Annotated in this window: 20 protein-coding genes; 15 read left to right on the top strand and 5 right to left on the bottom strand. The window is 72.6% G+C overall.

The genetic code is table 11. The features are described 5' to 3' along the window. Nucleotides 1-4: 4 nt before the first annotated feature. The 3 genes from ACN9MM_RS13315 to ACN9MM_RS13305 all read left to right on the top strand — a co-directional run bounded on the left by ACN9MM_RS13315 (nucleotide 5) and on the right by ACN9MM_RS13305 (nucleotide 3,119). Nucleotides 5-1,315, top strand: a complete 1,311-nt coding sequence (locus ACN9MM_RS13315) for an MFS transporter (protein ID WP_426363824.1) — start codon at nucleotides 5-7, stop codon at nucleotides 1,313-1,315. After that, a complete protein-coding gene (locus tag ACN9MM_RS13310) occupies nucleotides 1,312-2,121 on the top strand; it encodes an arylamine N-acetyltransferase family protein (RefSeq protein ID WP_426363823.1) in 810 nt (269 codons plus the stop codon). The genes ACN9MM_RS13315 and ACN9MM_RS13310 overlap by 4 nt, the downstream gene beginning before the upstream one ends. Before the next feature lie 98 nt (nucleotides 2,122-2,219). Continuing rightward, nucleotides 2,220-3,119: a YceI family protein gene (locus ACN9MM_RS13305; RefSeq protein ID WP_426363822.1), complete on the top strand. Its 900-nt coding sequence runs from the start codon at nucleotides 2,220-2,222 to the stop codon at nucleotides 3,117-3,119. Here ACN9MM_RS13305 and ACN9MM_RS13300 read toward each other — a convergent pair. After that, on the bottom strand, nucleotides 3,116-3,358 hold the full coding sequence (locus ACN9MM_RS13300; protein WP_086828707.1) for a hypothetical protein: 243 nt from the start codon (nucleotides 3,356-3,358) through the stop codon (nucleotides 3,116-3,118). The two genes, ACN9MM_RS13305 and ACN9MM_RS13300, sit on opposite strands and share 4 nt — an antisense overlap. A gap of 62 nt (nucleotides 3,359-3,420) precedes the next feature. Between ACN9MM_RS13300 and holA the strand changes: the two genes are divergently transcribed. After that, complete coding sequence (gene holA, locus ACN9MM_RS13295) at nucleotides 3,421-4,410, top strand: DNA polymerase III subunit delta (RefSeq protein WP_426363821.1); 990 nt, start codon at nucleotides 3,421-3,423, stop codon at nucleotides 4,408-4,410. A 760-nt stretch (nucleotides 4,411-5,170) separates the two neighbouring features. Here the strand turns inward: holA and rpsT are convergent. Beyond that, complete coding sequence (gene rpsT, locus ACN9MM_RS13290; protein WP_030317512.1) at nucleotides 5,171-5,437, bottom strand: 30S ribosomal protein S20; 267 nt, start codon at nucleotides 5,435-5,437, stop codon at nucleotides 5,171-5,173. Nucleotides 5,438-5,622: 185 nt separating this feature from the next. On the opposite strand from rpsT, the gene lepA reads away from it, so the two are divergent. The 3 genes from lepA (at nucleotide 5,623) to hemW (ending at nucleotide 10,845) form a co-directional block, all read left to right on the top strand. Next, on the top strand, nucleotides 5,623-7,488 hold the full coding sequence (gene lepA, locus ACN9MM_RS13285) for a translation elongation factor 4 (RefSeq protein ID WP_426363820.1): 1,866 nt from the start codon (nucleotides 5,623-5,625) through the stop codon (nucleotides 7,486-7,488). A gap of 198 nt (nucleotides 7,489-7,686) precedes the next feature. Beyond that, the gene (locus ACN9MM_RS13280) at nucleotides 7,687-9,564 is read left to right on the top strand and encodes an AMP-dependent synthetase/ligase (protein ID WP_426363819.1); all 1,878 of its coding nucleotides are present in this window, start codon (nucleotides 7,687-7,689) and stop codon (nucleotides 9,562-9,564) included. 48 nt (nucleotides 9,565-9,612) lie between these two features. Next, a complete protein-coding gene (gene hemW, locus ACN9MM_RS13275) occupies nucleotides 9,613-10,845 on the top strand; it encodes a radical SAM family heme chaperone HemW (protein ID WP_426363818.1) in 1,233 nt (410 codons plus the stop codon). A gap of 128 nt (nucleotides 10,846-10,973) precedes the next feature. Here the strand turns inward: hemW and ACN9MM_RS13270 are convergent, their stop codons facing one another. Together ACN9MM_RS13270 and ACN9MM_RS13265 are read right to left on the bottom strand one after the other, a co-directional pair. Next, on the bottom strand, nucleotides 10,974-11,777 hold the full coding sequence (locus tag ACN9MM_RS13270) for a DUF3097 domain-containing protein (protein WP_426363817.1): 804 nt from the start codon (nucleotides 11,775-11,777) through the stop codon (nucleotides 10,974-10,976). A gap of 10 nt (nucleotides 11,778-11,787) precedes the next feature. Further along, nucleotides 11,788-12,516 carry an MBL fold metallo-hydrolase gene (locus tag ACN9MM_RS13265; RefSeq protein WP_426363816.1) on the bottom strand — a complete coding sequence of 243 codons (729 nt, stop codon included), beginning with the start codon at nucleotides 12,514-12,516 and terminating at the stop codon, nucleotides 11,788-11,790. Nucleotides 12,517-12,664: 148 nt separating this feature from the next. Here ACN9MM_RS13265 and hrcA point away from each other — a divergent pair, with 148 nt between their 5' ends. From hrcA to ACN9MM_RS13245, 4 genes are all read left to right on the top strand, one after another. After that, nucleotides 12,665-13,684: a heat-inducible transcriptional repressor HrcA gene (hrcA, locus tag ACN9MM_RS13260; protein WP_426363815.1), complete on the top strand. Its 1,020-nt coding sequence runs from the start codon at nucleotides 12,665-12,667 to the stop codon at nucleotides 13,682-13,684. Beyond that, a complete protein-coding gene (dnaJ, locus tag ACN9MM_RS13255) occupies nucleotides 13,685-14,821 on the top strand; it encodes a molecular chaperone DnaJ (RefSeq protein ID WP_056559063.1) in 1,137 nt (378 codons plus the stop codon). It begins immediately after the preceding gene. A 79-nt stretch (nucleotides 14,822-14,900) separates the two neighbouring features. Continuing rightward, nucleotides 14,901-15,983, top strand: coding sequence for a nitronate monooxygenase (locus ACN9MM_RS13250; protein ID WP_426363814.1), 1,083 nt, complete (start codon nucleotides 14,901-14,903; stop codon nucleotides 15,981-15,983). After that, complete coding sequence (locus ACN9MM_RS13245; protein ID WP_426363813.1) at nucleotides 15,980-16,723, top strand: 16S rRNA (uracil(1498)-N(3))-methyltransferase; 744 nt, start codon at nucleotides 15,980-15,982, stop codon at nucleotides 16,721-16,723. Before ACN9MM_RS13250 ends, ACN9MM_RS13245 begins: the two co-directional genes overlap by 4 nt. On the opposite strand, the gene ACN9MM_RS13240 is transcribed toward ACN9MM_RS13245, so the two are convergent. Beyond that, the gene (locus ACN9MM_RS13240; RefSeq protein WP_426363812.1) at nucleotides 16,720-17,115 is read right to left on the bottom strand and encodes a hypothetical protein; all 396 of its coding nucleotides are present in this window, start codon (nucleotides 17,113-17,115) and stop codon (nucleotides 16,720-16,722) included. The genes ACN9MM_RS13245 and ACN9MM_RS13240 overlap by 4 nt on opposite strands. 75 nt (nucleotides 17,116-17,190) lie before the next feature. Here ACN9MM_RS13240 and ACN9MM_RS13235 point away from each other — a divergent pair, with 75 nt between their 5' ends. From ACN9MM_RS13235 to ACN9MM_RS13220, 4 genes are all read left to right on the top strand, one after another. Continuing rightward, nucleotides 17,191-18,525, top strand: coding sequence for an ATP-binding protein (locus ACN9MM_RS13235; RefSeq protein WP_426363811.1), 1,335 nt, complete (start codon nucleotides 17,191-17,193; stop codon nucleotides 18,523-18,525). Further along, nucleotides 18,522-19,616: a tetratricopeptide repeat protein gene (locus tag ACN9MM_RS13230; RefSeq protein ID WP_426363810.1), complete on the top strand. Its 1,095-nt coding sequence runs from the start codon at nucleotides 18,522-18,524 to the stop codon at nucleotides 19,614-19,616. Before ACN9MM_RS13235 ends, ACN9MM_RS13230 begins: the two co-directional genes overlap by 4 nt. Nucleotides 19,617-19,713: 97 nt before the next feature. After that, complete coding sequence (locus ACN9MM_RS13225; RefSeq protein WP_426363809.1) at nucleotides 19,714-20,073, top strand: histidine triad nucleotide-binding protein; 360 nt, start codon at nucleotides 19,714-19,716, stop codon at nucleotides 20,071-20,073. A gap of 3 nt (nucleotides 20,074-20,076) precedes the next feature. Next, entirely contained in the window at nucleotides 20,077-20,982 is a 906-nt protein-coding gene (locus ACN9MM_RS13220; protein ID WP_426363808.1) for a ribonuclease Z, read from the top strand.

Raw genomic sequence — 20,982 nt, 5'->3', positions numbered from 1 at the left:
CGAGATGGCCCTCGTGGAACGCATACCGGCGCTGCTGCGCGAGCGGACCTTCCGCCGGTACTGGACCGGGCAGACCATCTCGCTCGCCGGGGACCAGATCTCGCTCATCGCGATCCCGCTCGCGGCCGTCCTGGCCCTGGGCGCGGACGCCACGGCCATGGGCCTGCTCAAGACCGCCGAGCTGCTGCCCGCCCTGCTGCTCAACCTGCCGCTCGGCGCCTGGGCCGACCGGCAGGCGAGCCGCAGACGCGCCATGATCGCGGCCGACATCGGGCGGGCGGCACTGGTGCTGACCCTCCCCGTCGCCTACGCGCTGGACGCGCTCACGCTCGGGCAGCTGTACGCGGTGGCCTTCGGGATCGGCGCGCTCACCGTGCTCTTCGAGGTCTGCAACGCCACGCTGTTCGTCGCGCTCGTCCCCACCGAGCGTTACGTCCAGGCGAACTCGCTGGTCAACGGCAGCCGTTCGATGGCCTGGCTCGCCGGACCCGGTGTCGGGGGCCTGCTCGTACAGTTCCTGACCGCGCCGTTCGCACTGGTCGCGGACGCCGCCACCTATCTGGTCTCGGCCGGCTACCTGACCCGCATCAAGCCGGTCGAACCCGCGCCGGCGCCCGTGGCCAAGGGGCACTTCACCGAGGGGCTGCGCTGGGTGATCCGGGAGCGTTCGATGCGCGCGCTCTTCGCCGCCTCCGGCACGGTCCAGTTCTTCAACCTCATGTTCCACACCCTCTTCGTCCTCTACGCGACCACCGAACTCGGCATCGACGCGGGCCTGCTCGGCCTCATGCTCGCCGCCGGAGCCGTGGGCGGTCTCCTCGGGGCGATGGTGAGCGGGGCGGTCGTCCGGCGGATCGGGATCGGCCGCTCGCTCGTCGCCGGCTTCCTCGGATTCACGGTGCCGCTGCTCCTGGTACCCCTCGCGGACGGACCGCTCCCGCTGGTGGTGGGCGTGCTCTTCGTCGCGGAATTCCTCTCCTGCGCAGGGGTGATGATCGTGGACGTCGCCGCGGGATCGTTCCAGATGGCCGTGATACCCGACGCCGTGAGGGCGAGGGTCATGGGCGCGTTCCGCACGCTCAACCACGGTTTCCGTCCGCTCGGCGCGCTCGCCGGCGGCCTGCTCGGCACCGCCGTCGGGCTGCGCCCCACGCTGTGGATCGCCACCGCCGGCGCCGCCCTCGCCGTGCTCTGGCTGCTGCCCTCGCCGCTGGCCAGGATGAGGGAACTCCCCGTGAGGGAAGGGGAATCGGAGCCCGCCGGGACGGAATTGGACGAGAGATCCGGATCGCCGGAAGGCAGACTGCCGGTATGACCACACATGAACCCGCCACCATCGACGCCTATCTGCGCCGCATCGGCGCGGAGCGGCCGGGACGCGCGGACGCCGCCGCGCTGCGCGAGCTGCATCTGCTGCACCTGCGGACCGTGCCCTTCGAGAACCTCTCCATCCATCTCGGTGAGCCCGTCGTCCTGGACGAGAAGGCGCTCCTCGACAAGGTGGTCGGGGCCCGCAGGGGCGGGTTCTGCTACGAGGTCAACACGGCGTTCGCCGTGCTGCTGCGGGGGCTCGGGTACGAGGTCGCGCTGCTCCAGGCGCGGGTGATCGGGCCGGACGGGACGCCGGGCATCCCGTACGACCACATGGCGCTGCTCGTGGAGACGGCGGAGGGGGACCGGTGGCTGGCCGACGTCGGGTTCGGCGACCACAGCCACTACCCGCTGGCCTTCGCATCGCGCGACGACCAGGTGGACCCGGGCGGTGTCTTCCGGATCGTGGAGACGGCGGACGGCGATCTGGACGTGCTGCGGGACGGGAAGCCGCAGTACCGGCTGGAGCGGCGGCCGCGGGAGCTCGCCGACTTCACGGCGGGCGCCTGGTACCACCAGACCTCGCCCGACTCGCACTTCCCGCGGTCGCTCATCTGCTCGCGGCTCACCGAGGACGGCCGGATCACCCTCAGCGCGCCGAAGCTGATCACCCGCACCGGGGGCGAGCGCGAGGAGCGGATCCTCGACGGCGAGGACGAGGTGAGGAGCGCGTACCGGGAACTGTTCGGCATCGAGCTGGACGTGCTGCCGTCCGTGCGGACCGGAACCCCCAATTCGGACCCTCGGTAACACTTGCCCTCACACACCCCGTTTGCCTCGAACGGTTCAATGGTGATCGAATGCGACTTCGTTGCATAGTGAACGAGTCGCACGGGGGTGCGTGAAGAATGTTCGATCGTCTCTTCGGGAAGCGTGCGGGGGGAGCCGCCCGCGGCGGCCCGCTCGCCGGCCTCGCGGTCCCCTCCTCGGCGGGTCTGCTCAGCTGCCGGGTGCTCGACCCCGTGCACGAACCCGTCCGGCAGGCCGAGTTCGTCGTCAGCGACACGGCGGGCCGCAAGGTCCTGGGCGGCGAGACCGACCCGTACGGCACGGTCCTCGCGACCGTGCCGGCCGGCGAGTACCGGGTCGCCGTCACCTCCGAGGGCTACACGCCCTACCACGGCAGCGCCGTCGTCGCCGTGGGCGAGCACCACGGCCTCGGCGACGTCCTGCTCCAGGTCGCGCCCCAGCCGCAGCTGCCGGCGCCCGGGGACTGGGAGATCGACCCCACGCACTCGCAGATCGGCTTCACCGCGCGGCACATCGGCCTGGCCCGGATCCACGGGCGGTTCAACGGCTTCGCGGGCGCGGTGCGGATCGCCGAACGCATGGAGCAGTCCGCGATGCACGTCGTCATCGACGCGGCCTCCATCGACACCGGGGTGCAGATGCGCGACGACCACCTGCGCTCCGGCGACTTCCTCGACGTCGGCGCCTACCCGACGTTGGAGTTCTTCAGCGAGCGCTTCGTCCACCGCGGCGGCAGCCGCTGGGCCGTCACCGGGGCGCTCACCCTCCACGGGGTGAGCCGCACGGTCACCTTGGACACCCAGTACCTCGGCCTCGGGAACGGCCTGGAGGGCGAGACCCGGGGGGCCTGCCGGGCCACCACCGAGCTGCACCGGGAGGACTTCACCCTCACGTGGCAGACACTGCTCGCGCGGGGCATCGCGGCCGTCGGGTCCAGCATCAGCATCGACCTCGACATCCAGATCGTTCCGAAGACGGGGCGCCCCCAACGCCCCTAAGGGGCTTCCAGCCAGCCCTCGTACTCGGCGGCCAGGGCGTCCAGCGCCGCCGGGTCGAGGCGGGCGTCCGGGTCCTCCACGACCACCAGCCACTGCGCGTCCTCGGCGTCGTCCTCGCCGGCCAGGGCGTCCCGCACGAGCTGCGGTTCCTCGGCCAGGCCGAAGCGGTCGGGGAGCTCCCCGGCGACCTCCTCGGCGGCGTCGCGGTCGGGGAGTACCAGTACGTGTCGTTCACTCACCCCGCCATTCTCGTCCCCCGTACGGGCGGGGGTGTCAGTGGCCCGTGGGATGCTGGATCGCGATGGCCACCAGAAAGACTTCCCCCGACGACCTCCTCGGCCCCGTGACGCTCGCCGTGGGGCAGGAGGACCTGCTCCTCGACCGCGCCGTGCGGGAGGTGGTGGCGGCTGCCCGGGCCGCCGACGCCGACACGGACGTGCGCGACCTCGCCCCCGAACAGCTCCAGCCCGGGGCGCTGGCCGAGCTCACCAGCCCCTCGCTCTTCGCCGAGCGCAAGGTGCTGATCGTGCGGAACGCGCAGGACCTCTCCGCCGACACGATCAAGGACGTCAAGGCGTACCTGGACGACCCGATCGAGGACATCTCGCTCGTCCTGCTCCACGCCGGCGGCGCCAAGGGCAAGGGGCTGCTCGACGCGGCGCGCAAGGCGGGGGCCCGGGAGGTCGCCTGCCCGAAGACGACGAAGCCGGCGGAGCGGCTGACGTTCGTACGGCAGGAGTTCCGGACGCTGGGGCGGTCGGCCACCCCCGAGGCCTGCCAGGCGCTCGTGGACTCCATCGGCAGCGACCTGCGCGAGCTCGCGTCCGCGGTTTCGCAGCTCACGTCCGACGTGGACGGGACGATCGACGAGGCCGTCGTCGGGCGGTACTACACGGGCCGCGCCGAGGCCTCCTCCTTCAACGTCGCGGACCGCGCCGTCGAGGGGCGGGCGGCCGAGGCCCTGGAGGCCCTGCGCTGGTCGCTCTCGACCGGGGTCGCGCCCGTGCTCATCACCAGCGCGCTGGCCCAGGGCGTACGGGCGATCGGCAAGCTCTCCTCGGCTCGGGGCGGGCGTCCCGCCGACCTGGCGCGGGAGCTGGGCATGCCGCCCTGGAAGATCGACCGCGTGCGGCAGCAGATGCGGGGCTGGACCCCGGACGGGGTGTCGCTCGCCCTGCGGGCGATCGCGGAGGCGGACGCGGGGGTGAAGGGCGGGGGGGACGACCCGGAGTACGCCCTGGAGAAGGCGGTGGTGGCGGTGGCGCGGGCGGCGAGGATGCGTCGGGGGTAGGCGGGGTTTGATCCCCCACCCCACCCCTTCCCGAAACCCTGCCGGGGGCTGGTGGGGGGTGAGGTCGTTGTTCTTCCCCGGGGGCTCCGCCCCCAGACCCCCGCAGAGGCTGCGGCGGCTTCGCGCCGCCCGCGGCGGCTGCCCCGCTGGGGTTGTGGCAGCCTCGCGCCCGTGTCAGATGCCTGGGCTCTGGTGGGGGAGGGCGGCGGCTTCCCGGGCCCCGGTGGGGGTGCGGCGGCTTCGCGCCGCCCGTGTTTGGTTGCTCCGGGCCCCTGTGGGGGTGCGGTGGCTGCGCGCCCTCCTGTGGTGGCTGCCCCCGGCCGCCGCCGCGACCGGCTTCGTGCCGCCCGCGTCAGCTGCCCGGCCCCCGTGCAGGCCTCGGCAGTTTCGTGTCGCCCGCGTCGGCCGCCCCGGCCCCCGAGCGGGCCTCGGCGGCTTCGTGTCGCCCGCGTCAGCTGCCCGGCCCCCGTGCGGGCCTCGGCGGCTTCGCGCCGTTCGCGGCGGCTGTCGGGTGTCTGGTCGGCCCTCGGGCCTCGGTGCGGACCGGCTGGTCGACCCGGTCGTGGCGCCGTACCGGCCGCTTGCTTCCGGGTACGGCGAAGGCCCCGCTTCTCCTGGGGAAGGAGAGGGCGGGGCCTTCGGCGTTGTATCGGGTGGGCTCACGCCCGCGTGGCGAACGCGTCCGTGCGCGAGTCCGGGTGGCCGGGCGGGAGCGGGAGAGAGGGCCCGCTGTGTCCCGTGCGGCCGGTTACATCAGAGCTCAGCCCTGGAGAGCGGCAACCTTGGTGGCCAGCGCCGACTTCTTGTTGGCGGCGGCGTTCTTGTGGATGACGCCCTTCGAGACAGCCTTGTCGAGCGCGCGGGAGGCGGCGCGGGAAGCCACGGTGGCCTTCTCGACGTCACCCGCGGCGACGGCCTCGCGGGCCTTGCGGATCGCGGTCTTGAGCGAGGACTTGACGGCCTTGTTGCGCAGGCGCGCCTTCTCGTTCGTCTTGTTCCGCTTGATCTGGGACTTGATGTTCGCCACGAAAAGAGCCTTTACAGGTTCGATGTTCCTTCTGGATGCGCCCCGCAGCTGAGAGGGCATGCGAGACACAGCTGTCCACACTATCAGCCACCCCCGGGGCCGCCCAAACCGGGCGCAGGGCGCCGGGCATGGGACCATGGTCTCTACGTGTCCGTTCTGAACATCGCCCGAGACGAGATCCCTGCGTGCCCGCGACTCCTACCAACGTGCCCGAGCCGAGCCGTACCGACCCGGCTCTGATCCGCAACTTCTGCATCATCGCGCACATCGACCACGGCAAGTCCACGCTCGCCGACCGGATGCTCCAGCTCACCGGTGTGGTCGACCAGCGGCAGATGCGTGCCCAGTACCTCGACCGCATGGACATCGAGCGGGAACGCGGCATCACGATCAAGTCCCAGGCGGTCCGTCTGCCGTGGGCGCCGACCGAGGGGCCGGCTCAGGGCAGTACGCACATCCTGAACATGATCGACACCCCCGGGCACGTGGACTTCACCTATGAGGTCTCGCGGTCCCTCGCGGCCTGCGAGGGCACGATCCTGCTCGTCGACGCGGCCCAGGGCATCGAGGCGCAGACTCTCGCGAACCTGTACCTCGCGATGGAGAACGACCTCACGATCGTCCCGGTCCTCAACAAGATCGACCTGCCGGCCGCCCAGCCCGAGAAGTTCGCCGAGGAGCTCGCGAACCTGATCGGCTGCCAGCCGGAGGACGTCCTCAAGGTCTCCGCGAAGACCGGCATGGGCGTCGAGGCGCTGCTCGACCGGGTCGTCCGGGACATCCCGGCCCCGGTCGGTGTCGCGGACGCCCCCGCCCGCGCGATGATCTTCGACTCCGTCTACGACTCCTACCGGGGTGTCGTGACGTACGTACGAGTCGTCGACGGCCAGCTCAACAAGCGCGAACGCATCCGGATGATGTCGACCGGCGCCACCCATGAGCTCCTGGAGATCGGTGTCTCCTCGCCGGAGATGACCGCCTCCGACGGTCTCGGCGTCGGCGAGGTCGGCTACCTCATCACCGGCGTGAAGGACGTCCGCCAGTCCAAGGTCGGTGACACGATCACCTCCCTGCACCAGGGCGCGACCGAGGCGCTCGGCGGCTACAAGGACCCGAAGCCGATGGTCTTCTCGGGTCTCTACCCGCTCGACGGCTCCGAGTACCCGGACCTCCGCGAGGCCCTCGACAAGCTCCAGCTCAACGACGCCGCGCTGGTCTACGAGCCGGAGACGTCCGCCGCGCTCGGCTTCGGCTTCCGCGTCGGTTTCCTGGGTCTGCTCCACCTCGACGTGATCCGCGAGCGGCTGGAGCGCGAGTTCGGGCTCGACCTCATCGCCACCGCGCCGAACGTGGTCTACCGGGTCGTGATGGAGGACGGCAGCGAGCACACCGTCACCAACCCGAGCGAGTTCCCCGAGGGCAAGATCGACGACGTGTACGAGCCCGTCGTGCGCGCCACGATCCTCGCCCCGAGCGAGTTCATCGGCGCGATCATGGAGCTCTGCCAGACCCGTCGCGGCACGCTCATCGGCATGGACTACCTCTCCGAGGACCGGGTCGAGATCCGCTACACCCTGCCCCTCGCCGAGATCGTCTTCGACTTCTTCGACCAGCTGAAGTCCAAGACCCGCGGTTACGCCTCCCTCGACTACGAGCCCACCGGCGAGCAGGCCTCCAGCCTCGTCAAGGTCGACATCCTGCTGCACGGCGACAAGGTCGACGCCTTCTCGGCCGTCACCCACAAGGACGCCGCGTACGCCTACGGTGTCCGGCTCGTCGCCAAGCTGCGCGAGCTCATCCCGCGGCAGGCCTTCGAGGTGCCGATCCAGGCCGCCATCGGCTCCCGGGTCATCGCCCGCGAGACCATCCGCGCCATCCGGAAGGACGTCCTCGCCAAGTGCTACGGCGGTGACATCTCCCGTAAGCGGAAGCTGCTGGAGAAGCAGAAGGAAGGCAAGAAGCGCATGAAGATGGTCGGCTCGGTGGAGGTGCCCCAGGAGGCCTTCATCGCCGTCCTGTCGAGCGACGAGTCCTCCGGCAAGAAGAAGTAGCCGGGCGGGCGAGAAGTAGCTGCCTTGTGCAACCAACGGGTCCACGCGCCATGTGCGCGTGGACCCGTTCGTTATGAAGCGACGTCCTGCAAGGCCTTACGCGCCGGTCCCGGGCCCCTTAGTCTGATCCCGGCTCGAAGGTTACTCGCCAGTTAGTTACGAACCACCAGAAGGCACCGCCGCCGCCCGGAGGACGTCGTGAGCGACACACAGACCCAGATCGAGAACCGGCCGCCCTCCGTGGCGTCGCTCTTCCTTGAGCGCGTCGGGCGGACCCCGGATGCGGAGGCCTACCGCTACCCGGTACCCGCCGCGTCCGGCACCGGCCCGGACGACTGGAAGTCGCTCAGCTGGGGACAGGCCGCCGAGCGGGTCTACGCGATCGCCGCCGGCCTCGTCGACCTCGGCGTCCAGCCCGAGGAGCGCGTCGCGCTCGCCTCCTCCACCCGGGTCGAGTGGATCCTCTCCGACCTCGGCGTAATGTGCGCGGGTGCCGCGACCACCACGGTCTACCCGCAGACCAACGCCGAGGAGTCGGCGTTCATCCTCTCCGACTCCGAGTCGAAGGTCCTCATCGCCGAGGACGCCGCCCAGCTGGCCAAGGCCGTCGAGCGCCGCGCCGACCTGCCCCACCTGCGGCACGTCGTGGTCGTCGACCCCGCGGGAGCGGACATCGACGGTGAGTTCGCCCTCTCCCTCGCCGATCTGGAGGCACGCGGCAACGCGTACCTGGAGGAGCACCCCGAGGCCGTGAAGGAGCGGGTCGGGGCCATCACCTCCACCCAGCTCGCCACGCTCATCTACACCTCGGGCACCACCGGCCGCCCCAAGGGCGTCCGCCTCCCGCACGACAACTGGTCGTACATGGCCAAGGCCATCGCCGCCACCGGCCTCGTCACCCAGGACGACGTCCAGTACCTGTGGCTGCCGCTCGCCCACGTCTTCGGCAAGGTCCTGACCTCGGGCCAGATCGAGGTCGGCCACGTCACCGCCGTCGACGGCCGCGTCGACAAGATCATCGAGAACCTGCCGGTGGTCCAGCCGACCTACATGGCGGCCGTGCCCCGCATCTTCGAGAAGGTCTACAACGGAGTCGCCGCCAAGGCCCGCGCCGGCGGCGGCGCCAAGTACAAGATCTTCCAGTGGGCGGCCGGTGTGTCCCGCGAGTACGCCAAGGCCACCCAGGACAACTTCCGGCGCACCGGTACCGCCGCCGCGCCCTTCGGCCTCTCGGCGAAGCACAAGGTCGCCGACGCCCTCGTCTACGGCAAGATCCGCGAGGCCTTCGGCGGCAACCTGCGCGCCTGCATCTCCGGCTCCGCCGCCCTCGCCCCCGAGATCGGCTACTTCTTCGCCGGCGCGGGGATCCACATCCTGGAGGGGTACGGCCTCACGGAGTCCTCCGCAGCCTCCTTCGTCAACCCGGGCGAGGCCTACCGCACCGGCACCGTCGGCAAGCCGCTCCCCGGCACCGAGGTCCGGATCGCCGACGACGGCGAGATCCTGCTGCGCGGCCCCGGCATCATGGAGGGCTACCACGGCCTGCCGGAGAAGACCTCCGAGGTCCTGGAGTCCGACGGCTGGTTCCACACCGGCGACATCGGCGAGCTGTCCGCCGACGGCTACCTCCGGATCACCGACCGGAAGAAGGACCTGATCAAGACGTCCGGCGGCAAGTACATCGCGCCGGCCGAGGTCGAGGGCCAGTTCAAGGCCGTCTGCCCGTTCGTCTCCAACATCCTCGTCCACGGCGCCGACCGGAACTTCTGCACCGCCCTCATCGCCCTCGACGAGCCCTCCCTCCTCGGCTGGGCCGCCGAGCACGGCCTCGGCGGGAAGTCGTACGCCGACGTCGTCGCCGACCCGCGGACCCAGAAGCTGATCCAGGGCTACGTGGACCGCCTCAACGAGGGCCTCCAGCGCTGGCAGACGATCAAGAAGTTCCGCCTGCTGCCGCGCGACCTCGACATCGAGCACGGCGAGCTCACCCCGTCCCTGAAGCTGAAGCGGCCGGTCGTCGAGCGCGAGTACAAGCACCTCATCGAGGAGATGTACGCGGGCTCGCGCGAGTCCTGAGCCGCGGAGCAGGACCGTCACCCCGGGCAGTACGGGACAATGGGGCTCATGCCTTCCGTACTGCCCGATGGTGAGTCCGTTCCCGACGACGGGGCGCTGCCCCCGCGCGCCCTCGAAGGAGCCGGGGAGCGGCCGCTCGGGTTCTACCTGCACGTGCCGTACTGCGCGACGCGCTGCGGCTACTGCGACTTCAACACGTACACGGCGAGTGAGCTGCGCGGCACGGGCGGTGTGCTCGCCTCCCGCGACAACTACGCCGACCAGGTCACCGAGGAGATCCGGCTCGCCCGCAAGGTCCTCGGGGACGACCCGCGACCCGTGCGGACCGTCTTCGTCGGCGGCGGCACGCCGACGCTGCTCGCCGCCGGAGACCTCGTACGGATGCTGGGGGCGATCCGCGACGAGTTCGGGCTCGCCGACGACGCCGAGGTGACGACGGAGGCCAATCCGGAGTCCGTCGACCCCGCCTACCTCGCCGAGCTGCGGGAAGGCGGCTTCAACCGGATCTCCTTCGGCATGCAGAGCGCCCGGCAGCACGTCCTGAAGGTCCTCGACCGCACGCACACGCCCGGACGGCCCGAGGCGTGTGTCGGCGAGGCGCGGGCCGCGGGGTTCGAGCACGTCAACCTCGACCTCATCTACGGCACGCCCGGGGAGACCGACGACGACTGGCGGGCCTCCCTGGACGCGGCCATCGGCGCCGGGCCGGACCACGTCAGCGCCTACGCCCTCATCGTCGAGGAGGGCACGCAGCTGGCCCGGCGCATCCGGCGGGGCGAGGTGCCCATGACCGACGACGACGTCCACGCCGACCGCTACCTGATCGCGGACGCGGCCTTCGAGGAGGCGGGCTTCTCCTGGTACGAGGTGTCCAACTGGGCCACCTCGGAGGCCGGGCGCTGCCTCCACAACGAGCTGTACTGGCGCGGCGCGGACTGGTGGGGCGCCGGGCCCGGGGCGCACTCGCACGTCGGGGGCGTCCGGTGGTGGAACGTGAAGCATCCCGGCGCGTACGCCGCCGCGCTCGCCGAAGGCCGCTCGCCCGGGGCCGGGCGGGAGATCCTCGCGGAGGCGGACCGGCGGGTCGAGCGGATCCTGCTCGAACTGCGGCTGCGCGAGGGCGTCGAACTGTCGATCCTCAAGCCCGCGGGGCTGGCGGCGTCGCGCAAGGCCCTGGGGGACGGTCTGCTCGACCCCGAGTCGTACGAGGCGGGGCGCGCCGTCCTGACCCTGCGGGGCCGACTGCTCGCGGACGCGGTGGTGCGGGACCTGGTGGACTGACGGCGCGGCGCCTCCGCCGGTGCCGTCGTGGGCAATCGTTCCTCCCCCAGAGGGACGATCGCCCACACGGCAGTGGGCGGCGGCCCGTGCGGGCGCGAGCTGCGGGTGCAGGCCCGAGCGGGTGCCGGCTAGGGCGCCGTCACGAAGTCGATCAGCTCTTCCACCCGGCCCAGCAGCTCCGGCTCCAGGTCCTTGTAGGACGTCACGCGCCTGAGGATCGCCTGCCAGACCGCGCCCGTGTTGTCCGAGGGCCAGCCGAGCGCGCGGCAGACGCCCGTCTTCCAGTCCTGGCCGCGCGGGACCGCCGGCCAGGCCGGGATGCCCAGCGCGGACGGCTTCACCGCCTCCCAGACGTCGATGTACGGGTGGCCGACCACCAGGACGTCGGGGGAGGTCACCTGCGCGGCGATCCGCGACTCCTTCGAGCCCGGCACCAGGTGGTCCACCAGGACGCCGAGCCGGGCGTCCGGCCCCGGGCCGAACTCCGCGACGATCGCGGGCAGGTCGTCGACGCCCTCCAGGTACTCCACGACCACGCCCTCGATGCGCAGGTCGTCGCCCCAGACCCGCTCCACCAGCTCCGCGTCGTGGCGGCCCTCGACGTAGATCCGGCCCGCCCGCGCCACGCGCGCGCGTGCGCCCGGCACGGCGACCGAGCCCGAGGCCGTACGGGTGGGGCGTGCCGGAGCCGAGACCGGCCGCACCAGCGTCACGACCCTGCCCTCCAGGAGGAATCCGCGCGGTTCCAGCGGGAAGACCCGGTGCTTGCCGAAGCGGTCCTCCAGGGTCACCGTGCCCGCCTCGCAGCGGATCACCGCCCCGCAGAAGCCCGTCGAGACCTCCTCGACCACGAGGTCGGGGTCGGCCGGGACCTCCGGGACGGGCGCCGACTTCTTCCAAGGGGGCGTCAGGTCCGGGTTGTAGCTGCGCATTTGCGCGACGTTATGACACCTCGAAGCGGCGTGCCAGTTCATCGCGCTGCGCCCTCACGAACGTGGCGTCCACCACAGCGCCGTGCCCCGGTACGTACGCCGCCTCCTCGCCGCCCAGGGCCAGCAGCCGGTCCAGGGCGTCGGGCCAGCGGGACGGGATCGCGTCCGGGCCCGCCTGCGGCTCGCCCGACTCCTCCACCAGGTCGCCGCAGAAGACGACCTCGCGCGCCCCCGGGACGCAGAGCGCCAGGTCGTGGCCCGAGTGGCCGGGGCCCACGTTCGCCAGGAGGACCTGGCGGTCGCCCAGGTCGAGCGTCCACTCGCCCGAGACCACGTGCCGCGGGGCCACCAGGACGTCCGCCGCCGCCTCCGCCGCCTCCGCGTCCAGTCCCTGCCCGACCGCGTCCGTGCGCAGCTCCTCCCGGGCCCGCGCCCCGCCCAGGAGGTCGTCCGAGCCCACCGCGCCGAAGACCTCCGCACCCGCGAAGACCGCCGTGCCGAGAACGTGGTCGAAATGCGGGTGGCTGAGTGCGATGTGCGTCACCTTCCGGCCGCCCGTGAGCGCCGAGATCTGCGCCCGCAGCTCGGCGCCCTCCGTGAGCGAGGCCCCCGTGTCGTACAGCAGCACCGCCCGTGAGCCCAGGACCAGTCCGACCGTGGCGTCCCAGACCGGCAGCCGCCGCCGGCCCACCCCGTCCGCGAGCCGCTCCCATCCGTGCGCTTCCCAATCGATGTCCATGGGGCGACGCTAACGGGTGCGGGCGCCGCCTCCTTGCCAGGAGCGATGTCCGCCGCCGTACACTGGCCGGGGGATCGCTGGCACTCGGACAGGTCGAGTGCCAAAAGCGGAGCAACCGGAACGACGACGACAGCTGGAGGTGCGCACGATGCTCAGCGAACGCAGACTCGAGGTCCTGCGCGCCATCGTCCAGGACTACGTCGGGACGGAGGAGCCCGTCGGCTCCAAGGCGCTCACCGAGCGCCACAAGCTCGGCGTGTCCCCCGCCACCGTGCGCAACGACATGGCCGTCCTGGAGGAGGAGGGCTTCATCGCCCAGCCCCACACCAGCGCCGGCCGCATCCCGACCGACAAGGGCTACCGCCTCTTCGTCGACCGGCTCGCCGGCGTCAAGCCGCTGTCGACGCCCGAGCGGCGGGCCATCCACAACTTCCTCGACGGCGCCGTCGACCTCGACGACGTCGTGGGCCGCACGGTCCGGCTGCTCGCGCAGCTGACCCGCCAGGTCGCCGTCGTCCAGTACCCCTCGCTGACCCGTTCGACCGTCCGGCACGTGGAACTGCTCTCGCTGGCCCCCGCCCGCCTGATGCTCGTCCTCATCACCGACACGGGCCGGGTCGAGCAGCGGGTCGTCGACTGCGGCGCACCCTTCGGCGAGACCTCGCTCGCCGACCTCCGGGCCCGGCTCAACAGCCGGGTCGTCGGCCGCCGGTTCGCCGACGTGCCGCAGCTGGTGCAGGACCTCCCCGAGTCCTTCGAGGAGCCCGAGGACCGCGCCACGGTCTCGACCGTGCTTGCGACCCTCCTCGAAACCCTCGTCGAGGAGCACGAGGAGCGGCTGATGATCGGCGGCACCGCCAATCTCACCCGCTTCGGACACGACTTCCCCCTGATGATCAGGCCCGTCCTTGAGGCTCTGGAGGAGCAGGTCGTGCTCCTCAAGCTGCTCGGCGAGGCCAAGGAATCGGGCATGACCGTACGCATCGGGCACGAGAACGCCCACGAGGGGCTGAGCTCCACGTCCGTCGTCTCGGTCGGCTACGGTTCGGGCGGCGAGGCAGTCGCCAAACTCGGCGTGGTCGGACCGACCCGCATGGACTACCCCGGAACGATGGGAGCGGTACGCGCAGTGGCACGTTACGTCGGACAGATCCTGGCGGAGTCGTAAGTGGCCACGGACTACTACGCCGTACTCGGCGTGCGCCGCGACGCTTCCCAGGACGAGATCAAGAAGGCCTTCCGGAGGCTCGCACGCGAGCTGCACCCGGATGTGAATCCCGATCCGAAGACGCAGGAACGCTTCAAGGAGATCAACGCCGCCTACGAGGTCCTCTCGGACCCGCAGAAGAAGCAGGTCTACGACCTCGGCGGCGACCCGCTCTCGGCCTCCGGCGGAGGCGGCGCGGGCGGCTTCGGCGCCGGTGGCTTCGGCAACTTCTCCGACATCATGGACGCCTTCTTCGGCACGGCCTCGCAGCGCGGACCGCGCTCGCGGACCCGCCGCGGCCAGGACGCCATGATCCGTCTGGAGATCGACCTCAACGAGGCGGCCTTCGGCACGACCAAGGACATCCAGGTCGACACGGCGGTCGTCTGCACCACCTGTTCGGGTGAGGGCGCCGCTCCCGGCACCTCCGCCCAGACCTGTGACATGTGCCGCGGCCGCGGCGAGGTCTCCCAGGTCACCCGGTCCTTCCTGGGCCAGGTCATGACCTCCCGGCCCTGCCCGCAGTGCCAGGGCTTCGGCACCGTCGTCCCGACCCCGTGCCCCGAGTGCGCGGGCGACGGCCGGGTCCGGTCCCGCCGCACCCTCACGGTCAAGATCCCGGCCGGTGTCGACAACGGCACCCGGATCCAGCTCGCGGGCGAGGGCGAGGTCGGCCCCGGCGGCGGCCCCGCCGGCGACCTGTACGTCGAGATCCACGAGACCCCGCACGAGACCTTCCAGCGGCGCGGCGACGACCTGCACTGCACGGTCACCCTCCCGATGACGGCGGCCGCGCTCGGCACCAAGGTGCAGCTGCAGACCCTCGACGGCCTCGAGGAGATCGACGTCCGTCCGGGCACCCAGTCCGGCCAGTCGATCCCGCTGCACGGCCGCGGCGTCACGCATCTGCGCGGCAACGGCCGGGGCGACCTGATCGTGCACGTCGAGGTGCAGACCCCGGGCAAGCTCGACGCGGAGCAGGAGCGCCTCCTGCGCGAACTGGCCAAGCTGCGCGGCGAGGAACGGCCGACCGGCCAGTTCCAGCCCGGGCAGCAGGGGCTGTTCTCGAGGCTCAAGGACGCGTTCAACGGGCGGTAGGCCTGTGCGTACGGGAAGGGGCGGCACTCCGGTGCCGCCCCTTTCCGTTGCTTCGGCCCGCTCATGACACGATGCCCATATGTCCACCACCGCACTGAACGATCTCTCTCGGTTTCCGATCGTGCAGGCCCCCATGGCGGGTGGCGCCTCCTCTCCCGAGCTCGTCGGAGCCGTCTGCGAGGCCGGGGCGCTCGGCTTCCTCGCCGGTGGGTACAAGACGGCCGGAGGCCTGTACCAGGAGATCAAGCGGGTGCGCGGGCTCACCGCACGCCCCTTCGGAGTCAACCTCTTCATGCCGCAGGACGGGCGGCCCGCCGACCCCGCCGCCGTCGAGGTCTACCGCCACCAGCTCGCCGGCGAGGCCACCTGGTACGACACCCCGCTCGGCGAGGCGGACGACTGCCGTGACGACGCCTACGACGCCAAGCTGGCCATCCTCCTGGAGGACCCGGTCCCCGTCGTCTCCTTCACCTTCGGCTGTCCCGCGCGCGAGACCTTCCACGCCTTCGACCGCGTCGGTACGTACACGCTCGTCACCGTCACCTCCGCCGACGAGGCCCTCGCCGCGGAGCGGGCCGGCGCCGACGCCGTCTGCGTCCAGGGCGTCGAGGCGGGCGGGCACCAGGGCACGTACCGCGACGACCCCGCCGACGAAGGCGCCCCCGGCACCGGGCTCCTCACCCTCGTCACCCAGGTCCGCGAGGCCGTCGCGCTGCCGATCGTCGCCGCCGGCGGGATCATGCGCGGCGCGCAGATCGCCGCCGTCCTCGCCGCCGGTGCCGACGCCGCCCAGCTCGGCACCGCCTTCCTCTGCTGCCCCGAGTCGGGCGCCCACCCGCTGCACAAGCGGGCCCTGACGGACCCGCTGTTCACCCGGACCGCCCTCACCCGGGCCTTCTCCGGGCGTCCGGCGCGCGGCCTAGTCAACCGCTTCATGCGCGAGCACGGGCCGTACGTCCCCGCCGCCTACCCCGAGATCCACCACCTCACCGCCCCGCTCCGCAAGGCCGCCGCCTCCGCCGGGGACGCCCAGGGCATGGCCCTGTGGGCCGGCCAGGGCCACCGCCTCGCCCGCGAACTCCCCGCCGGGCAGCTGGTCGAGGTGCTGGCCGCCGAACTCGACACCGCCCTCTCCGGGCTCGCCCACAGGAGCACCTCATGACCGCACCCGTCTTCGTCGTCGACACCGTCCCCGGTGCCGGGAGCTTCCTCCTGGACGGGCCCGAGGGGCGGCACGCCGTCTCCGTGAAGCGGCTGCGGGCCGGGGAGGAGCTCGTGCTGGCCGACGGGCGGGGCCGCTGGGCCGAGTGCGTCGTGGTCTCCGCCGAGGGCAGGGACGAGCTCACCGTGCGGGTCGACGAGGTCCACGAGGACCCCGAGGAGGAGCCCCGCATCACGGTCGTCCAGGCCCTCCCCAAGGGCGACCGCGGCGAACTCGCCGTCGAGACCATGACGGAGACCGGCGTGGACGCGATCGTGCCCTGGGCCGCCTCCCGCTGCATCACCCAGTGGAAGGGCGACCGGGGGCTCAAGGCGCTCGCCAAGTGGCGCTCCACCGCGCGCGAGGCCGGCAAGCAGTCCCGCCGCACCCGCTTCCCCGAGGTCGCCGAGCTCATGTCGACCAAGCAGGTCGCCGCGCTCCTCGCGGGCGCCGACTTCGCGGCCGTCCTGCACGAGGACCGCGACCACCCCAGCGGCGCCCTCGCCACCGCCGACCTCCCCGCCAAGGGCTCGGTCGTGCTCGTCGTCGGCCCCGAGGGCGGGGTCTCCCCGGACGAACTCGCCGCCTTCGAGGCCGCGGGGGCGAGGCCGTACCGCCTCGGCCGCAGCGTCCTGCGCACGTCGACGGCCGGCACGGCCGCCACGGCCCTGGTCCTGGGCCGCACGGGCCGCTGGAGCTAGGGCCTGTCGTCACCTTCCCGTGACGACACCCCCCAGAGCCCCTCGGGCGCCGTCAGCGTGTCGTAGAGGGGCCAGGCGTGCTCCTCGCGGACGCCGTGGGCGGTGGGGAGGAGGCCGCGGGCCCCGGCCTCCTCGAGGAAGCGGCGGGCGACGCCGGGCAGGTTCAGGTTCAGGACGTCGCCGTCGGCCGACGCCACGTCGCCCAGGCCGAAGGGGTATCCGGCCACGATCCGGCCCGGACCGTCCCGGAAGACCAGGCGGAGCTGCGCGTGGCGGTGCTCCGCGCGGCGCAGCGACAGCACGGTCCGGCAGTCGGGGTGGCGGTGCCGGACGTTCCACAGCCACACGGTGCCGTCCACGGTCATCCTGCGCGGTGCGGCCTCCCGTCTCATGGCCCGCACCCTACGCCCGGCGCCCTGCCGCACCCGGTGGACGGGGGAGCGGGCGGCTTTTCTAGGCTGGCCCGTATGGCCGACGAGTCCCCCCTCATCCGCAGTCTGCGCGCCGCCGTGGCCGCCGCCCCCGGTGACGTGCCCCTGCGCCTCCACTTCGCCGAGCTCCTCCTCGCGGAGGGCCGCAACGACGAGGCCGTCGCGGAGGCGGCCGTCGCGCTCCAGCACGCGCCGGGCGACGCGGACGCCCGCGCGCTCATGGTCCGGGCGATGGGGATGCCCCCCGCGCCCGCGCCGGCATCCGCGCCCGAGGTGCCCGCCGCACCCGCGCCCGCGCCCGAGGTGCCCGTCGCGCCGGCCGCCGTCGAGCCCCCGGCGCCCGAAGCGCCCGCCGCGCCCGCCCCGCCCGCCCCCTCGTTCGACTGGGACGCCGCCGAGCAGCAGGTCCAGGACCTCGTCGGGCCACGGTTCCTCGACGACCCGCAGGCCGACGGGGCCGCGGGGACCGCCGGGGACGCCGCCGCCTGGGACGTCGACGCCCCCGGGGCCGTACGCCTCGCCGACGTCGGCGGCATGGAGGAGGTCAAGGAGCGCCTGGAGGCCGCCTTCCTCGCCCCCATGCGCAACCCCGAACTGCGCAGGCTGTACGGCAAGTCGCTCCGCGGCGGCCTGCTCCTCTACGGCCCGCCCGGCTGCGGCAAGACCTTCATCGCGCGGGCCGTCGCGGGCGAGCTCGGCGCGAACTTCCTCACGGTCTCGCTCTCCGACGTCCTCGACATGTGGATCGGGGCCTCCGAGAAGAACATCCACGACATCTTCGAGACCGCCCGCCGCCAGGCGCCCTGCGTCGTCTTCCTCGACGAGCTGGACGCCCTCGGCGCCAAGCGCTCGCGCACCCACCACAGCGGCCTGCGCAACGTCGTCAACCAGCTCCTCACCGAGCTCGACGGCATCGCGAGCGGCGCCGGGAACGAGGGCGTCTTCGTGCTCGCCGCGACCAACGTGCCCTGGGACGTGGACATCGCGCTGCGCCGCCCGGGCCGCCTCGACCGCACCCTGCTCGTGCTGCCCCCGGACGCCGCCGCCCGCGAGTCGATCCTCCGCTACCACCTGCGGGAGCGCCCGATCGAGGCCGTCGACCTGGTCAGGCTCGTCAAGGCCACCGAGGACTTCTCCGGCGCCGACCTGGCCCACGTCTGCGAGTCGGCCGCGGAGGCCGCGCTCCTCGACTCCGCCCGCACCGGCTCCGTACGGCTGATCACCACCAAGGACCTGCTCGGAGCTGCCAAGCAGATCAAGCCGTCCACGGAGCCGTGGTTCGCCGCCGCCCGGAACGTCGCCATGTTCGCCAACGAGGGCGGTCTCTACGACGACCTCCTCGCCCACCTCAAGCGGAAGCGCAAGCTGTGACCGCCTCCACCGCCCTCGCCCGCGCCGAGGCGCTCTACGAGACCGGGCGGTACGCGCAGGCCGGCGAGCTCGTCGCCCGGCACCTGGCGGGCGAACCCGAGGACGCCGAGGCGCTCGTCCTGCTCGCCCGCTGCCACCACCGGGCCGGCGACCGGGCCGCCGCCCTGGACGCCGTCGACCAGGCGCTGCGGGCCGAACCCGAGCTGCTCGGGGGCTGGCTGATGCGCGTCCACGTCCTCCTCGCGGCCCGGCGGTTCCAGGAGGCCGAGGCCACCGCCCGGCACGCCGTCGCGCTCGCCCCGCAGTACTGGGGCACCCACTACGCGCTCGGCAGCGCCCTGGTCGAGCACGCCGAACACGCCCGCACGCCCGCGCGTACCGTCGAGGCGTACGAGGCGGCGCGGACCGCCGTCGGCCTCGCACCCGAGGAGGACTCCGCCCACTTCCTCGTCGGCCTCACCGCGCAGCGGCGCGGCGACCACGCCACCGCCCAGCGGGCGTACGAGACGACCCTGCGCCTCAACCCGCAGAGCAGCGAGGCCCACAACAACCTGTCGCTGCTGCGGCTGCGCCGCCGCTGGTTCCGGCGCGGTGCCTGGACCCAGGCCGCGGAGGGCTTCGTCGCCTCCGCCGCGCTCGACCTCCAGGACCGCAAGGCCCGCTACAACCTGGAGGCCATGGCCTGGAACACCGCCGCCGGGGCCCGCTGGGTCGCCCTCCTCGGCTTCCTGGCCTCCGCCGTCGCCCTCGCCGCGATCCCGGCCCCGGCGACCTGGGCCGACGCGGCCGTCGCGCTCCTGGTCGGCGGGGCCGTGATCCTCGGCGCCTGGGCCGGGTGGGCGGTGTGGATGGCCCGCCGGGTGCCGCCGCGGCTGCGCCGGCCGATGCTCCTCGTGGCGCGCAACTGCCGACCCGTGCTGTTCATGGCCGGGGCCGTGGGGCTCCTCGGCCTGTACTCGCTCGCCTCGCTGGCCCTGTGGTCCTTCGACTCCGGCCTGGTGAGCGGACTCGGCACGCCCCTGTTCTGGGGCGTGATCATCACGTACTGGGTGAGCCGCTCCGCGCTCAGTCGCCGCATGCCGAGGGAGTAGGGGAACGGGGCGGATAGCATGACCGGGCCGTGATCGTCAGCGATCGGCGGCAGTGATCGGCATCAGTGATCGGCATCAGACCGAGGAGGTCCGGGACATGGCCGGAGAGCCGCAGAGCGACTGCCTGTTCTGCAAGATCGCGGAGGGGGAGGTCCCGGCGACGATCGTGCGCGAGACGGAGACCACCGTCGCGTTCCGCGACATCAACCCGCAGGCGCCCACGCACATCCTCGTGATCCCGCGCGTCCACTACCCCGACGCCGCCTCGCTGGCCGCCGCCGCGCCGAGCGTCGCCGCCGACATACTGCGCGAGGCGGGCGAGATCGCCGCGCAGGAGAAGGTCGACGGCAGCGGCTTCCGGATCGTCTTCAACACCGGCGCGGGCGCCGGCCAGACCGTCTTCCACGCCCACGCGCACGTCCTCGGCGGCCGTGGTCTCAACTGGCCCCCCGGATAGCCCGTGTCCGTACGCGAACTGGTCGTCCTCGGGACCGCGAGCCAGGTCCCGACCCGGCACCGCAACCACAACGGCTACGTGCTGCGCTGGGACGGCCGCGGCATCCTCTTCGACCCCGGCGAGGGCACCCAGCGGCAGATGCTGCGCGCCGGGGTCGCCGCGCACGACCTCGACCGGATCTGCGTCACGCACTTCCACGGCGACCACTCGCTCGGCCTGGCCGGGGTGATCCAGCGGATCAACCTCGACCAGGTCCCGCATCCGGTCACCGCCCACTACCCGGCGAGCGGGCAGCACTTCTTCGAGCGGCTGCGGTACGCCACGGCCTACCGCGAGACCGTGCGGCTGACCGAGGCGCCGGTGTCCGCCGACGGGCCGCTCGCCGTCACCGAGGACTTCACCCTCGACGCCCGCCGGCTCTCGCACCCCGTCGAGTCCTACGGCTACCGGCTCACCGAGCCCGACGGGCGCCGCCTCCTGCCCGAGAAGCTCGCCGCGCACGGCATCAAGGGCCCCGACGTCGGCCGGATCCAGCGCGAGGGCAGCCTGGACGGCGTCGGTCTCGACGACGTCAGCGAGGACCGGCGCGGGCAGCGCTTCGCGTTCGTCATGGACACCCGGCTCTGCGACGGGGTCCACGCGCTCGCCGACGGCGCCGACATGCTCGTCATCGAGTCGACCTTCCTCGACGAGGACGTCCGGCTCGCCACCGACCACGGCCATCTGACGGCCGGACAGGCCGCCGCCGTCGCGCGGGACGCGGGCGTGCGGCACCTCGTCCTGACCCACTTCTCGCAGCGCTACTCCGACCCCGCCGCGTTCGAACGGCAGGCGCGGGCCGCCGGGTTCGAGGGCGAGCTGAGCATTGCCCAGGACCTCATGAGGGTCCCCGTACCGAAACGAACGTGA

The organism is Streptomyces sp. E-08, from assembly GCF_049913095.1.
Lineage (GTDB): Bacteria > Actinomycetota > Actinomycetes > Streptomycetales > Streptomycetaceae > Streptomyces.
Note: the sequence above shows the minus strand (reverse complement) of the source record. Positions and strands in the feature narration are given on the sequence as shown.

Excerpts from the sequence above, each read along its gene's own strand:
- ACN9MM_RS13315 (WP_426363824.1), top strand. The coding sequence starts at position 5 with ATGGCCCTCGTGGAACGCATACCGGCGCTGCTGCGCGAGCGGACCTTC.
- ACN9MM_RS13310 (WP_426363823.1), top strand. The coding sequence starts at position 1,312 with ATGACCACACATGAACCCGCCACCATCGACGCCTATCTGCGCCGCATC.
- ACN9MM_RS13305 (WP_426363822.1), top strand. The coding sequence starts at position 2,220 with ATGTTCGATCGTCTCTTCGGGAAGCGTGCGGGGGGAGCCGCCCGCGGC.
- holA (WP_426363821.1), top strand. The coding sequence starts at position 3,421 with ATGGCCACCAGAAAGACTTCCCCCGACGACCTCCTCGGCCCCGTGACG.
- hemW (WP_426363818.1), top strand. The coding sequence starts at position 9,613 with ATGCCTTCCGTACTGCCCGATGGTGAGTCCGTTCCCGACGACGGGGCG.
- ACN9MM_RS13270 (WP_426363817.1), bottom strand. The coding sequence starts at position 11,777 with ATGCGCAGCTACAACCCGGACCTGACGCCCCCTTGGAAGAAGTCGGCG.
- ACN9MM_RS13265 (WP_426363816.1), bottom strand. The coding sequence starts at position 12,516 with ATGGACATCGATTGGGAAGCGCACGGATGGGAGCGGCTCGCGGACGGG.
- hrcA (WP_426363815.1), top strand. The coding sequence starts at position 12,665 with ATGCTCAGCGAACGCAGACTCGAGGTCCTGCGCGCCATCGTCCAGGAC.
- ACN9MM_RS13250 (WP_426363814.1), top strand. The coding sequence starts at position 14,901 with ATGTCCACCACCGCACTGAACGATCTCTCTCGGTTTCCGATCGTGCAG.
- ACN9MM_RS13245 (WP_426363813.1), top strand. The coding sequence starts at position 15,980 with ATGACCGCACCCGTCTTCGTCGTCGACACCGTCCCCGGTGCCGGGAGC.
- ACN9MM_RS13240 (WP_426363812.1), bottom strand. The coding sequence starts at position 17,115 with ATGAGACGGGAGGCCGCACCGCGCAGGATGACCGTGGACGGCACCGTG.
- ACN9MM_RS13235 (WP_426363811.1), top strand. The coding sequence starts at position 17,191 with ATGGCCGACGAGTCCCCCCTCATCCGCAGTCTGCGCGCCGCCGTGGCC.
- ACN9MM_RS13225 (WP_426363809.1), top strand. The coding sequence starts at position 19,714 with ATGGCCGGAGAGCCGCAGAGCGACTGCCTGTTCTGCAAGATCGCGGAG.